Genomic DNA, 13436 nt, shown 5'->3' with positions numbered 1-13436 from the left:
GAGCGCGGTCGCGTGGCATGCCGCGGATGAGAAGCATTGCCCAGTCATTCCTGATTTACCTGCTCCTGTCCTTCCCTGCTCATGTGGCCGCTGGCACGCCTTCCGAGTATCAGCTCAAGGCTGCCTTTCTTTATAACTTTGCGCTATTCACCGAATGGCCTGAAGCAGTCGGCGATACGCTGGATCTGTGTATCTACGGTAGCGACCCGTTCGGCGACGCCCTCCTCCCGCTCAATCACCGACGGGTGGGCCCTCGTCGGATCATCACCCAGTTACCCACCACGCTGGCCGAGCTGCCAGACTGCGAACTGGTATTCATCGCACGCTCCGCCATGGGCCAACTGCCGGAGATCCTCGGGGCGGTGCATGGCTTACCGATATTGACGGTAGCTGACTCACCCAGCGCCATGCGCCGGGGGGTGGCGATCAACATGATCACGCAGCACAACCGTATCGCCTTTGAAGCCAATCTGACAGCCGCCCGCGCACACAGCCTGAACCTCAGTTCAAGATTGCTTCGCCTGGCAGAAGAGGTGGAGAAATGAACATCACCTCGCCCGACAAGGATCCGCCTCTCTCCCTGGCAGACCGGTTACGTCGCATCAATGGCGCGGCACTGGTGATCTCGGTCATCATCATGGCGGTCATCACCATTCTCGGAGGGTTGACCGTCAGCCTGTTCAGCATGGTGGATGCCAACCGGGTCAAGACCAAGGTTCTGGCCGAAAACGCCGCGGCGACCATGCTGTTCGATGACAGGAAGGCTGGCCTGGATTTGCTGGCTTCACTGCGTCATTCACCCGATGTTCAAGCGGCGGTCATCTACGACCGCGAGGGCCAGCCGTTTGCCCGTTATGAATCCGCCTCCGGTCTTCAGACCCACGATATGGAGCAGCTTCAGGAAGAGACGCTCTATGGGCTGACCGCTGTCAGGCTGACCCAACCCATCACCTTGCAAGATAACACGCTGGGGGCGATTCAGACCGTCATCGGCCTGAGATCGCTCTATGTGCAAATGTGTCTGCTCATCCTCATCACAGCGGCGGCCGCCGTCCTGGCGCTGCTCACCAGCCGGATTCTGATGGCGCGTCTGGTTACCCGCGTGCTTCAACCGGTCTCTGCCCTGACCGCATTGATGAAGCGTGTCACGCAGGCAGGGGACCTTGGCGTGCGCGCCAGCAATAGCGACATCCTTGAAATCAGAACCCTCGCAGAGGGCTTCAACAGCATGCTGGAGGAAATTCAGGAGAGGGATCGACGCCTCGGCCTGCAAAACGAGCGCCTGGAGGAAGAGGTGGCAACGCGGACTGCTGAGTTGAAGCACGCCAAAGAGGCTGCCGAGGCCGCCAGCCAAGCCAAAAGCGAGTTTCTGGCCAACATGAGCCATGAGATCAGAACCCCGATGAATGGGGTGCTGGGCATGACCGAAATGCTGCTGAAAAGTCCATTGGATTCCAGACAACGTCATTATGCGGATACTGCCGTTCAGGCCAGTCGACACCTGCTATCCATCATTGACGCCATTCTGGACTTCTCCAAAGCGGATTCGGGCCATATGCACCTGGAGTCGTTGGACTTTGAGTTGGTGACATTGATCCAGGACTGCGTCCAGCTATTCCAGGAAGCGGCCGCCCAAAAGGGCTTGAGCCTATCCACGGAATGTGCCCCCGCGGATCAAGCCTTCTGGTGTCGGGGGGACCCCCTCAGGCTACGACAGGTTTTGACCAATCTGCTGAGCAATGCCGTCAAGTTCACCCATCAAGGCAGCATTCGCGTGTATATCGAGGTCACGGCAACAGCCGATCGGGAGAACTTGATCCATCTCAGGGTCGAGGATACCGGCATCGGGATCGCGCCCGAGGCCAGGGATGTCATATTCGAGCGCTTCGCGCAGGCAGACGGATCAACGACCCGGCGCTATGGCGGGACCGGTCTGGGGCTGGCCATCTGCAGGCGTCTCGTGGAGCTGATGGGCGGGATCATCCAGATGCACAGCACACCCGGGCAAGGCTCGAGCTTGCGTGTGGAACTCAGGTTGCCTCAGGGCGTTTGCCCCGAGCATACTGAAACCACGCGTAGGGAACCCCAACTGCCACAGAATACCCCTGAGACCTGGATTCTGGATGGCGGTGTCCTGTTGGTTGAGGATAACCCTGTCAATCAACTGGTTGCCCGGGCCATGCTGGAGCAAATGGGGCTCCGGGTGAGCATGGCCAATCATGGTAAGGAGGCCTTGTCAATGCTCGAGGAAAATCCGGTGGATTTGATCCTGATGGATTGTCGTATGCCGGTCATGGACGGCCATCAGACGACGATGGCGATCCGCGAAGGATGGGTGCCAGACTGCCGCAAGACCCCCATCATTGCGCTGACCGCCAACGCATCCTCACAGGATCAGGAGCAATGCCTGAAAGTCGGCATGCAGGCTTGTCTGCCCAAGCCTTACACCCTTGAACAACTGCACACCCTGCTGCGCCAATGGCTTCCTGCCGCCGCCTCATCAGCCACCCCTGCCCGGCCATCCTCGACACACGCACTCCAATCGGATGACCCATCGATGCTGCATCCGCAGGCGCTCCATGAGTTACAAAACCTGAGCCCTGATCAGGGCCTTCTGACAAGGGTATTCCAGGCCTTTCTGGACAGTGCCCACCCACTGGTCCAAAAGATTGATGAGGCTTTGACAGCAGGTGATCCCGAAGCCTTGCGCAACGCCAGTCATGCCCTGAAGTCCAGCTCAGGCAACGTTGGCGCCAGGCGTCTGTCCGAGACCTGCCGGCAACTGGAAGCCTGTGCCCGGGAGAACCGCCTGTGTGACACCGACACCCTGTCGAAGGAATTCCGGCATATTTCACGTGCAACCCTCGATGAAATCCGCAAACGGATCAAGGCAGGCATATGAACGAACGCGTCAGGATTCTGCTGGCTGACGATGACGTGACTGCACTCATGCTGATGACTGCAGCTCTGGAGGCGGCGGACTTCACGGCGATCAATGCTCAGGATGGCGAACGCACACTGGCATTATTTGCTCAGACACCTTGCGAGATGGTGCTGCTGGATGTGGACATGCCCGGTATGGATGGCTTTGAGACCTGCAAACGCCTGCGCCAACTGGCCGGCGATGAACTCCCCATCGTCATGGTCACTGGCCTGGACGATACGGAGTCCATTGCCCGAGCCTTCGAGGCCGGCGCCACTGATTTCATCTCCAAACCCATCCATTGGAATCTCATCGGACACCGAATCAAGTACCTTTGGCGTGCGCACCTCACGCGTCTGGATCTGCACCGTGCCAATGCGCGTAATGCTGCCATTTTGAGTGCGCTGCCGGATACGCTGCTCCGGCTTGCTGATGATGGGACCGTGCTGGATCGGCTGGCAGGGCACAACGACCAGGCCCATCCCAGGACCGGATCCCGGCTGCAAGACACACTGCCCGAGGCAATTTCACAGGCCTACATGGATGCCATCACAGAGGCCCGTTCGGCCGGCCAGATCCAGGACATTGAATACTCTCTGCAGCAGGTGGATGGGCCCGTTCGCTATTTTGAAACCCGTCTTGTCATCATCGACCATCAGGAAACACTCTGCCTCATTCGGGACATCACTCAGCGCAAGGAAGCCGACCAGGAAATACACCGACTGGCCTATTACGACACACTGACAGGATTGGCCAATCGGCAACATCTCATGGATCGTTTGGAGGGCGAAATCCGCCGTGCCAGAAGCAGTTGCACTCAATTGGGCGTGCTGTTCCTGGACCTGGATGGCTTCAAGCAGATTAATGACACGCTCGGCCATGCCATCGGTGATGTACTGTTACAGCATGCCTCACAGCGTCTGCGGCTGGGTGTCCGCCCTACAGACACGGTCTCCCGTCCGATGATTCAGCATCCGGGGATCAGCCTGGCCCGTCTTGGTGGAGATGAATTCACCGTCATCATTCCGGACATGAACCATCCCGAAGATGCCCTGATTGCGGCCCAGCGGATACAGGAACTCATGCGGCAGCCGTTCTTCATCGCAGAACGGGAGATGGTCATCACCGCCAGCATCGGTATCGCCATATTTCCGGATGACGGGGAAGATGCCGACACGCTGCTCAAGCACGCGGACACTGCCATGTACCACGCCAAGTACCTGGGGCGTAACAACACGCAGTTTTATAGTCCCACCCTCACTCAGGAGGCCATGCGGCGCCTGAACATGGAGAGCGACCTGCGCCGTGCCCTGAACTCGCAAGAGTTCTTCCTCGTCTACCAACCCCAGGTGGACCTGCAAACCGGACACATCCGCTCCGTCGAAGCCCTCATCCGCTGGGTGCACCCCCAACATGGGCTGATACCCCCAGCAGAATTCATCCCCCTGGCTGAAGACAATGGGCTGATTATTTCCATCGGCGATTGGGTATTACGCACCGCCTGCCGGGATGCCGCCCGCTGGCACGCCGCGGGTTTCTCCCTGGAAATGGCGGTGAACCTCTCCCCGGTACAATTCAGAAACGGCACCTTGACGCGAAAAGTCCGAGACATCCTTGAGGAAACAGGTCTGGACGCGCGATTCCTTGAACTCGAGATCACGGAAACCACGCTCATGGACGAGAGTGCCACCACACTGCAAACCCTGTGTGAACTGCAGGAACTGGGAGTAAAGTTCTCCCTCGATGATTTCGGCACCGGCTACTCATCCATGAGCTACCTGAGGCGGTTGCCTCTGCACAACCTCAAAGTGGACCGCAGCTTTGTCAGTGGACTGCCCCATGATGCCGGAAGCCTGGCGATCATCAGGGCCATTGTTTCCCTGAGTGAGAGCATGGGCTTCACGGTGACTGCGGAGGGAGTGGAAAATCTGGAACAGGTAAAGATCTTGATACAACAATCCTGCCATACTCTCCAGGGTTATTACTTCAGTAAACCGGTGCCATCAGACCAGCTCCCAGCCCTGCTGGGCCAGAACTGGGATTTTGATCGGCTTCCATGACACCATGAGCGCGCATAGCATGGACAGGTTCGCCACTGACAGACGCATCCCCGTCATTTCCTGTCTTTTGATCATCCTTGGCGGCGCTGCTCCGTCCGTGCAGGCTTCGGACATTGAACGTTTTCTCGAACTCTCTTTGGAGGATCTTCTCCAGCAGGAGGTGGTCTCCGCCAGCCGACGGGCACAACCCCTGTCCGACGTTGCCGCTGCCGTGCATGTCATTACAGCCGAGGACATACGGCGTTCAGGCGCCCGGTCGCTGCCGGAAGCCCTGCGCCTGGCTCCGGGGGTGGATGTTGCCCGGATCAGCGCAGATCGCTGGGCCGTATCCATTCGCAGCCACACAGAATATCTCTCCAACAAACTCATGGTGCTGGTGGATGGACGCAGTGCCTACAGCCCCAACTTTTCCGGTGTGGTCTGGAACACACTGCAACTCCCCCTGGAGAACATCGAGCGTATCGAAGTGATCCGGGGTCCGGGCGGAGCCGTCTGGGGGGTGAACGCGGTCAATGGCGTCATCAACATCATTACCCGCTCATCCCACACCACCCATGGCACGCAGGTCAGCGCCGGTTATGGTGACAATGCCGGCCCGTCCGCCCTGGTCAGGCAGGGTGGCGCCTGGGGAGAAGACCGAAGCTACAGCGTTTATCTGAAAAACCGTGGCTATCGTGAATCCTTGCAAGAATCCGGGGATGATCACCATGACCAAGCCAGTCACCTGTCGGCCGGGTTTCGTCTGGATGGAGACGAAACGGTGGGCCGTTGGATGGTGAGCGGCAATCTCTATCGAACAGAATCGGATGGGATCGGGGTTCCCAGAGACCCCCTCCAGCCCCCTGTATACCGGCGGGAGGAATACATCACTGACCGTTTTTCCGGTCTTGATCTGCAAACCAGCGTCACCCATCAGACTTCGGAACATTCAGAGATCAAACTCAATGCCTCCTGGAGTTATTCCGACCTGGAAGCCGTGATGCTGGCGGATCAACAGCAGCATATCGTCGACCTGGAAGTTCAGCAGCGTCTCAATTTTCCGGATCAACACACACTCACCTGGGGTGCCGGATATCGCTGGTATCGGGATACCCTATCCGAGGGCCTCACCACGCGCATTGAACAGTCGCGAGAAACCCTGCATCTTGCCAGCCTGTTTGCCCAGGATGAGATGGAACTAGGCGACGAGGTCAGCCTGACACTGGGCGGGCGCCTGGATCACAACAGTTATACCGGCACGGAAATCCAGTCAACTCTCCGCGTGCTGTGGAACATGGCCCCCCAGCATAGCGTATGGAGTTCGCTATCCCGCGCCAAGCGCATTCCTTCCCGGGGGGAGCGTACAGCAGATTACATTCTGACGGTGGCACCGCCAGGCGTGATCTCATTTGACCCACCGCTGGATGCATCCATCGCGACTTTGCCGATACAGGGCGAAGTTCGTGGCAACGAGGGGTATGGATCGGAACGCCTGACAGCCTTCGAAGCAGGCTATCGCGGTCAGCCATCATCTGGAGTCTATCTGGATGTGACCGCCTTTGTGCATCGCTACGAGGATCTCAGAACAGCCACGGTCATCACGGATCCCGACAACCTTTTGATCAGTGAAGATAATCAATACCTGATTGCGCCCACTGAGTTCGTCAATACCGGTGAACTGACCGTGACGGGAGTGGAGCTTTCCGGCGACTGGAGGCCCAGTGACAGGCTGCGTTTCCAACTCGCCCACAGTGTGAATGACACCGGTCAATTCACAGGAGGTGATCGCCTTTTCTCCAGCTTCATTCCCAGACACACCACATCGTTGCGCAGCTCATGGAACCTCAGTCACCACACGGATCTGGACATGTGGATCAAGCATGTGGGAGAGCGTGACCGACCCTTTCTGTCCCCGCTGGATGCGTATACCACGATGGATCTGAGGCTGGCCTGGCGACCGGATACCGGCATAGAGCTGGCTCTGGTGGCGCAGAACCTGCTGGATTCGGAGCGGACCGAGTATTTTTCGGTAGCCCCCACATTCCAGCCGGCTCAGACTCGCCGGGGCCTATATGGACGGGTCAGCATCAGTTTCTAACCCGACTCGATACCCTCGGGCCTCAGGAGGAACGCCTTGGCTTGGGGGGAAAGCGATTGAGCCCCTGCCCTGTGGGACATTCCTCCAGCAGCACGCAGGCATTGCAGCGGGGGCGGGGGCGGCAGACTTCCTTGCCATGGATCACGATCACCGCATGCAACTCATTGAGCATCGGCACATCCTCGCCGATCAGCGCCTCCACCGAGGCCCTCAGGCTCTCGTAAGGCTCATCGCCCTGCACCATTCCCAGCCGCGAAAACAGCCGTCGGGTATAGGCATCCACCACGAAAACCGGGCGCTCGAAGGCATACAACAGGATATCGTCGGCGGTCTCTGGGCCCACCCCGTTCACTGACAGCAATCGGGCACGCAACACCCGGGTATCCCAGCCACTCAAGATCTCCTGGCCGCCCTGGTCCAGATACCACTGACAGAAAGACTGCAATCGGCGCGCCTTCACATTGAAATAGCCAGAAGGGCGGATCAACGCCCCAAGATCCTCGGGTGACAACGCCAGGATCCGCTCCGGGGCCAGCGCATTGGCCTGCTTGAGGTGGGTGATCGCCTGCTCCACGTTACTCCAGGCGGTGTTCTGGGTGAGGATGGCCCCCACCATCACCTCGAACCCGCTCTCCCCGGGCCACCAGTTCAGGGGACCGTGGTGCTCGGAGAGACGATCGAAAACCTGTTTCAGTCGCTGTGCATTCACTGCCGTGGGAGACGCCGGGTGCCAGGTGGACGCATGATACGCGTGGGCGTGCGGGGACGCGTCCATTTGAGATCCAGCGCTGAATACAAGCGCTTCATCTCGTCGGGCGCCAGTTCCCGCCAGCGCCCTGAACGCAGCCCCTGATCCAGTTCCACAGGCCCGTAGCGCACCCGGATCAGGCGACTCACCGTCACCCCCTGGGATTCCCACAAGCGACGCACCTCCCGGTTGCGACCCTCACGCAGGGTCACGTGGTACCAGTGATTAGCGCCGGAACCGCCGGCCTCGCGGATTTCGTCAAAACGCGCTTCGCCATCCTCAAGGGCAACCCCTTCCTGAAGGCGCTGGATGACTGCTGGATCCACCTCACCCAACACCCGCACGGCATATTCCCGTTCCATCTGACGGGAGGGATGCATCATGCGGTTGGCCAGTTCACCATCGGTGGTGAACAACAGCAGACCCGAGGTATTGATATCCAGTCGGCCCACGCTGATCCAGCGGCCCTTGCGCAAGCGGGGCAGATGATCAAAGACGGTGACCCGCCCCTCCGGGTCGGAGCGGGTACTCACTTCTCCCTCGGGCTTGTGATAGGCCAGCACCCGCAGATCCGGTGTCTCCACGGTGACCGGCCGTCCCTGGATGGCGATCTCGTCGTCGGGACCGGCCTGATCTCCCACCTTGGCCACCTTGCCATTCACGGTGATCCAGCCCTGGGCAATCCAGCGCTCCACCTCGCGGCGCGAGCCCAGACCCGCCTGGGCGAGAAGTTTGTGGAGGCGTTCGGTCATGAAAGGTTCCGTGTATAGACAGTACGTGGATAAAAAGTGGGTCAGGTAGACGGTGGCACTGGCCCCCGTGGGATGAGTAGTATGAGGCAACCCGAAGGTCTTTTCGAGACCGGTCATCCCTCAACCCGCCAAGGTGGCCCCATGCCTGATTCCCCTGAGTTCATCCCCCTGAACATCGCCGTACTCACAGTGTCCGACTCCCGCACCCTCAAGGAGGACACCTCGGGGCAGGCCCTGGTGGATGGCCTCACCGCAGCGGGCCACCAGGGCGTGGACCGGCAATTGGTGGCCGATGACATTTACCGCATCCGGGCGGTGGTTTCCACCTGGATCGCGGACCCCCGGGTGAATGTCATCCTGACCACTGGCGGGACGGGGGTCACCGGACGGGACGGCACCCCCGAGGCCATCCTGCCGCTGCTGGACAAACAGATCGAGGGTTTCGGGGAGCTGTTCCGGGCCATCTCCTACGAGGAGATTCAGACCTCGGCCTTGCAGTCCCGGGCCGTGGCCGGCGTGGCCAATGGAACCTATCTGTTCTGCCTGCCGGGCTCGTCCGGCGCCTGCCGCACGGCCTGGGAAAAACTCATCCAGGCGCAGTTGGATCGGCGCACCCGACCGTGCAATCTGGCCATGTTGATGCCCAGGCTTCGGGAGTGAATCGGGTTACGGGGTGGGCCGCTCCTTCAACTCCGCCAATGTAGGCAGTTCATCCAGCGACCTGAGATTGAAATAGTCCAGGAACCCCCGTGTGGTTCCGAACAGCGCCGGTCGCCCGGGTAGCTCCTTATGCCCCACCACCCGAATCCAGTCCCGCTCGGTGAGCGTGCGGATGATGTGGGAACTCACCGCGACCCCACGCACTTCCTCGATCTCAGCCCGGGTGATGGGCTGTCGATAAGCGATCAGCGCCAGGGTTTCCAGCAAGGCACGGCTGTAACGGGGAGGCTTCTCCTCCCACAGCCGAGACACCCAAGGGGCCAGTTCCTCATCCACCTGGAAACGGTAACCGCTAGCCACTTCCTTGAGGTGATACCCGCGATCCTCGCAAGACTCGGCAATGATCCTGAGGGCTTCGCGAATGTCCGTCCGCTCAGGCCGGGCCGCATCCGCCTCGAATAACCGCTCCAGATCTTCAATGGACAGAGGACGCTGCGCTGCCATCAGGGCGCCTTCCAGGATGCGTTTCAGCCGGTCGGGTGTCATGGGTTCGTTGGCTCCATGTCAACGTGATCATCCCAACCCTGGCGGGGTCCCGCCGGGCGCAGATAGATGGGGGCATAGACCTCCGCCTGCACCCACTCCACCAGATGCCCCTTGATCAACTCCAGGATGGCTAGAAAGGTCACCACCACCCCCCGACGTCCCTCCTCCACCGTGAACAGGGAGACAAACTCCACATGCCCCCGCTCGCCCAGGGAGGCCAGCACCCGACTCATGCGCTCGCGCACCGACAGCGGCTCGCGCTGGACCTGATGATGGCTGAACATGTCGGCCCGGCCCAGCACCTCCCGAAAGACCTGCAGCAACTCATCCAGGCCGACATCCGGCAGAGGTTTCTCATGATGCATGGGCGGTGGCTCGATCGCCGCCATGAAAATATCCCGCTCCAGGCGTGCCAGATCATCCAGATTCGCGGCCGCCTGCTTGAAACGCTCATATTCCTGCAAACGACGCACCAGGGCAGCGCGGGGATCCTCCTCGTCTTCCACCTCGGCGGCGCGGGGCAGCAGCATGCGGGATTTGATTTCCGCCAGCACCGCCGCCATCACCAGATACTCCGCCGCCAGTTCCAGGCGCAGCTCCTGCATGAGTTCAATGTACTTCATGTATTGCCGGGTGATCTCAGCGATGGGGATGTCCAGCACATCCAGGTTCTGGCGCCGGATCAGGTACAACAGGAGATCCAGCGGGCCCTCGAAGGTTTCCAGGAAGACCTCGAGGGCGTCCGGCGGGATATACAGATCCTTGGGCGTGAGGGTCAGCGGCTCCCCGCGAACCCGGGCCTTGACCGCCTCATCCTCGTCCACGCCCTCGGGCGCGGACAGCAGGACGGACGGCTCATCACTCATCGGTGAGATTCATCGGTAGGCCAGCCCCATGGCCCGTCGGACCTCTTCCAGGGTATCGCGGGCGATGTCACGGGCGGCTTCACACCCTTCCGCCACCACGGAGCGCACCAGGTTGGGATCGGACTCATAATCCTTGGCACGGGCCTGCATGGGGCCCAGTTCAGCCAGCACCCCATCCACCACCGGTTGCTTGCACTCCAGGCAACCGATGCCGGCACTGCGGCAACCTTCCTGCACCCAGCTGTGCACATCCTCCGTGGTGTACACCTGATGCAATTGCCACACGGGGCATTTGTCCGGATCCCCCGGATCGCTGCGGCGCACCCGGGCCGGGTCAGTGGGCATGGTGCGGACCTTCTTCTCCACATCCGCCGGCTCGTCGCGCAGGGAAATGGTGTTGCCATAGGACTTGGACATCTTCTGCCCGTCCAGCCCCGGCATCCTGGAGGCCTTGGTCAGCAACGCCTGAGGTTCGGGCAGAATGATGCGACCACCGCCTTCCAGGTAACCGAACAGGCGTTCACGATCACCCAGGGAAATGTTCTGCTGCGTCTCCAACAGGGCGCGGGCTACATCCAACGCCTCGTCTTCGCCCTTTTCCTGGTAACGACGACGCAGGTCCCGGTACATGCGGGCGTTTTTCTTGCCCATCTTGTCCACCGCGGCCTCGGCCTTATCCTCGAAGCCCGGCTCGCAGCCGTACAGGTGATTGAAACGCCGAGCCACCTCCCGGGTGACCTCCAGATGGGAAACCTGGTCCTCCCCCACCGGCACCAGCCCTGACTTGTAAATGAGTACGTCGGCGCTTTGCAGCAAGGGGTAACCCAGGAAACCATAGGTGGCCAGATCCAACTCCTTGAGCTTTTCCTGCTGATCCTTGTAGGTGGGCACCCGCTCCAGCCAGCCCAAGGGGGTGATCATGGAGAGCAACAGGTGCAGTTCCGCATGCTCCGGCACGCGGGACTGGATGAAGATCCGCGAGGACCCTGGGCTGACGCCCGCCGCAAGCCAGTCCACCACCATCTCCCACACGCTCTCGCCGAGAACGCGCGGATCTTCGTAATGGGTGGTCAGGGCATGCCAGTCGGCCACGAAATACAGGCACTCATAGGAATGCTGCAGTTCAACCCAATTTTTGAGCACGCCGTGATAGTGGCCCAGGTGCAGTCGGCCCGTGGGACGCATGCCCGACAGGACGCGCTGATTTTGTGTCGGCAGGGAACTCAAGTGGACTCCTCACACATGCAGTTGAAAAAACGGATCGGTTATCGCCAGGATGGCAGGGCAAACACGGTCTGGAGCAGGTCCACGAAAAAACCGTAAACCGGGAACAGAATCGCCCCCAGGATGCCCGTGAACAACAGAATCAGGATGATCACCAGCCCATAGGGCTCCAGGCGCTCATAGCGGGCCGCCACACGGGACGGCAGAAAACCGGCCACCACGCGCCCCCCATCCAGCGGCGGCAAGGGCAGCATATTCAGCACCATGAGCAGGATATTGATGGTGACCCCAGCGATGCCCATATAAAACAACGGGATAGCCACCCAGTCCACCCCCCCCTGAAGGAGTATGGAAAGCTTGATCATCAGCGCCCAGAAAATGGCCATGAGCAGGTTGGCGGTGGGCCCTGCCACCGCCACGATGGCCATGTCGCGCTGCGGATTTCCCAGATTATTGATGTTGACCGGCACAGGCTTGGCCCAGCCGAAGACAAACGGCGGCGCCGGGGTCAGTGCGGTGAGCAACAGCAGACCGATGGGCACCAGCACCGTCCCCACCGGATCGACGTGCTTCAAGGGGTTGGCCGTGAGCCGGCCCAGCATCTTGGCCGTGGGGTCGCCCAGTTGCTTGGCCACCAGACCATGGGAAGCCTCGTGCAGGGTGATGGCAAAGAGCACGGGCAGGGCCCAGATGGCGATGATCTGCAAGATGTCTTCCATGGCCCCTATTCCTCAAGGCCCGGAGGCACTTCACCCCGACCACGCCGCATGAGTCGGGGCACATCCCCCTCCAGATCGATCACCGTGGTGGGTTCCAGGCTGCAGGCGCCGCCGTCAATCACCAGGTCCACCAGCGGCATCATGCGTTCGCGAATCTCGAAGGTATCGGACAGGGGATGCTCGTCCCCCGGCAGTTCCAGGGTGCTGCTCATCAGGGGCTGCCCCACCGCCTCCAGCAATGCCTGGGAGATGGGGTGGTCGGGGATGCGCAGCCCCACCGTCTTGCGCTTGGGATGCTGCAGGCGCCGCGGCACCTCGTGGGTGGCTTTGAGCAGGAAGGCATAGGGGCCGGGCGTGAGCCCCTTGAGCAACCGGTAGGCGCTATTGTCCACCTTGGCGTAAATGGAAATCTCCGAGAGATCCCGACACACCAGGGTGAGATGATACTGCTCATCCAGCTGGCGAATGCGGCGGATGCGTTCCATCCCGGCCTTGTTGCCCATGGCACACCCCAGGGCATAACAGGAATCGGTGGGGTAGACGATGACGCCCCCCTCCAGCACCACATCCGCCGCCTGCCTGATCAGGCGCGGCTGGGGGTCCACCGGATGGATCTCGATCACGCGACTCATGCTGTATCCCTGAGCGGTCGGAAATGTAATCGGCAAGTTTATCAGACGCAGCGGTCATCACCCGAATGGTTTTGCCTGGCTTGAGGCTCATCATACCCCGCCGATCCGATCCTGCACTTTGGCGGAGAATGGCGGTGGCTTCGGATACCTCCTTTCGCGGGCAGGCCCGCTCCCACGGAAGATACTAACAAAGAGAGGGGAGCACCGAATTTGGTTATGCCCTCGTGGG

General features: G+C 60.5%; 12 protein-coding genes. 5 read left to right on the top strand and 7 right to left on the bottom strand.

The genetic code is table 11. The features are described 5' to 3' along the window. Positions 1-17 precede the first annotated feature (17 nt). Genes LPW29_RS05285 through LPW29_RS05270 form a run of 4 tightly spaced genes read left to right on the top strand, consistent with a single transcriptional unit; the run spans position 18 to position 7060 of the window. Positions 18-545 carry a YfiR family protein gene (locus LPW29_RS05285; RefSeq protein WP_238627161.1) on the top strand — a complete coding sequence of 176 codons (528 nt, stop codon included), beginning with the start codon at positions 18-20 and terminating at the stop codon, positions 543-545. Continuing rightward, complete coding sequence (locus LPW29_RS05280; RefSeq protein ID WP_238627160.1) at positions 542-2902, top strand: ATP-binding protein; 2361 nt, start codon at positions 542-544, stop codon at positions 2900-2902. Before LPW29_RS05285 ends, LPW29_RS05280 begins: the two co-directional genes overlap by 4 nt. Continuing rightward, positions 2899-4983 (top strand): putative bifunctional diguanylate cyclase/phosphodiesterase, encoded by a 2085-nt coding sequence (locus tag LPW29_RS05275; protein ID WP_238627159.1) that lies wholly within the window; start codon positions 2899-2901, stop codon positions 4981-4983. Before LPW29_RS05280 ends, LPW29_RS05275 begins: the two co-directional genes overlap by 4 nt. Positions 4984-5002: 19 nt before the next feature. Beyond that, positions 5003-7060, top strand: a complete 2058-nt coding sequence (locus LPW29_RS05270) for a TonB-dependent receptor plug domain-containing protein (protein WP_238627158.1) — start codon at positions 5003-5005, stop codon at positions 7058-7060. A gap of 22 nt (positions 7061-7082) precedes the next feature. Here the strand turns inward: LPW29_RS05270 and LPW29_RS05265 are convergent, their stop codons facing one another. Together LPW29_RS05265 and rluB are read right to left on the bottom strand one after the other, a co-directional pair. Then, positions 7083-7769: an endonuclease III domain-containing protein gene (locus LPW29_RS05265; protein ID WP_238627157.1), complete on the bottom strand. Its 687-nt coding sequence runs from the start codon at positions 7767-7769 to the stop codon at positions 7083-7085. After that, a complete protein-coding gene (gene rluB / locus LPW29_RS05260) occupies positions 7766-8560 on the bottom strand; it encodes a 23S rRNA pseudouridine(2605) synthase RluB (RefSeq protein ID WP_090250119.1) in 795 nt (264 codons plus the stop codon). Before rluB ends, LPW29_RS05265 begins: the two co-directional genes overlap by 4 nt. 141 nt (positions 8561-8701) lie before the next feature. On the opposite strand from rluB, the gene moaB reads away from it, so the two are divergent. Then, positions 8702-9220 carry a molybdenum cofactor biosynthesis protein B gene (gene moaB / locus LPW29_RS05255; RefSeq protein ID WP_090250538.1) on the top strand — a complete coding sequence of 173 codons (519 nt, stop codon included), beginning with the start codon at positions 8702-8704 and terminating at the stop codon, positions 9218-9220. A 6-nt stretch (positions 9221-9226) separates the two neighbouring features. Here moaB and scpB read toward each other — a convergent pair whose 3' ends face one another. Genes scpB through LPW29_RS05230 form a run of 5 tightly spaced genes read right to left on the bottom strand, consistent with a single transcriptional unit; the run spans position 9227 to position 13198 of the window. Continuing rightward, positions 9227-9766 (bottom strand): SMC-Scp complex subunit ScpB, encoded by a 540-nt coding sequence (gene scpB / locus LPW29_RS05250; RefSeq protein WP_090250117.1) that lies wholly within the window; start codon positions 9764-9766, stop codon positions 9227-9229. Then, positions 9763-10632: a segregation and condensation protein A gene (locus tag LPW29_RS05245; RefSeq protein ID WP_238627156.1), complete on the bottom strand. Its 870-nt coding sequence runs from the start codon at positions 10630-10632 to the stop codon at positions 9763-9765. The genes scpB and LPW29_RS05245 overlap by 4 nt, the downstream gene beginning before the upstream one ends. A gap of 9 nt (positions 10633-10641) precedes the next feature. Next, entirely contained in the window at positions 10642-11859 is a 1218-nt protein-coding gene (locus LPW29_RS05240; protein ID WP_090250111.1) for a tryptophan--tRNA ligase, read from the bottom strand. A 38-nt stretch (positions 11860-11897) separates the two neighbouring features. After that, a complete protein-coding gene (locus tag LPW29_RS05235; protein ID WP_090250107.1) occupies positions 11898-12575 on the bottom strand; it encodes a site-2 protease family protein in 678 nt (225 codons plus the stop codon). A 5-nt stretch (positions 12576-12580) separates the two neighbouring features. Next, positions 12581-13198, bottom strand: coding sequence for an L-threonylcarbamoyladenylate synthase (locus LPW29_RS05230; RefSeq protein ID WP_238627199.1), 618 nt, complete (start codon positions 13196-13198; stop codon positions 12581-12583). Positions 13199-13436: the final 238 nt, after the last annotated feature.

This window comes from Ectothiorhodospira sp. 9100, assembly GCF_022227565.1.
Lineage (GTDB): Bacteria > Pseudomonadota > Gammaproteobacteria > Ectothiorhodospirales > Ectothiorhodospiraceae > Ectothiorhodospira > Ectothiorhodospira marina.
The sequence above is the reverse complement of the archived record's forward strand: the minus strand, read 5'-3'. Positions and strand labels throughout refer to the sequence as shown.

What these genes read in the sequence shown, in the direction of transcription:
- LPW29_RS05235 (WP_090250107.1), bottom strand. Translation starts at nt 12,575, where the DNA reads ATGGAAGACATCTTGCAGATCATCGCCATCTGGGCCCTGCCCGTGCTC.
- LPW29_RS05270 (WP_238627158.1), top strand. Translation starts at nt 5,003, where the DNA reads ATGGACAGGTTCGCCACTGACAGACGCATCCCCGTCATTTCCTGTCTT.
- LPW29_RS05275 (WP_238627159.1), top strand. Translation starts at nt 2,899, where the DNA reads ATGAACGAACGCGTCAGGATTCTGCTGGCTGACGATGACGTGACTGCA.
- scpB (WP_090250117.1), bottom strand. Translation starts at nt 9,766, where the DNA reads ATGACACCCGACCGGCTGAAACGCATCCTGGAAGGCGCCCTGATGGCA.
- rluB (WP_090250119.1), bottom strand. Translation starts at nt 8,560, where the DNA reads ATGACCGAACGCCTCCACAAACTTCTCGCCCAGGCGGGTCTGGGCTCG.
- LPW29_RS05285 (WP_238627161.1), top strand. Translation starts at nt 18, where the DNA reads ATGCCGCGGATGAGAAGCATTGCCCAGTCATTCCTGATTTACCTGCTC.
- LPW29_RS05280 (WP_238627160.1), top strand. Translation starts at nt 542, where the DNA reads ATGAACATCACCTCGCCCGACAAGGATCCGCCTCTCTCCCTGGCAGAC.
- LPW29_RS05245 (WP_238627156.1), bottom strand. Translation starts at nt 10,632, where the DNA reads ATGAGTGATGAGCCGTCCGTCCTGCTGTCCGCGCCCGAGGGCGTGGAC.
- moaB (WP_090250538.1), top strand. Translation starts at nt 8,702, where the DNA reads ATGCCTGATTCCCCTGAGTTCATCCCCCTGAACATCGCCGTACTCACA.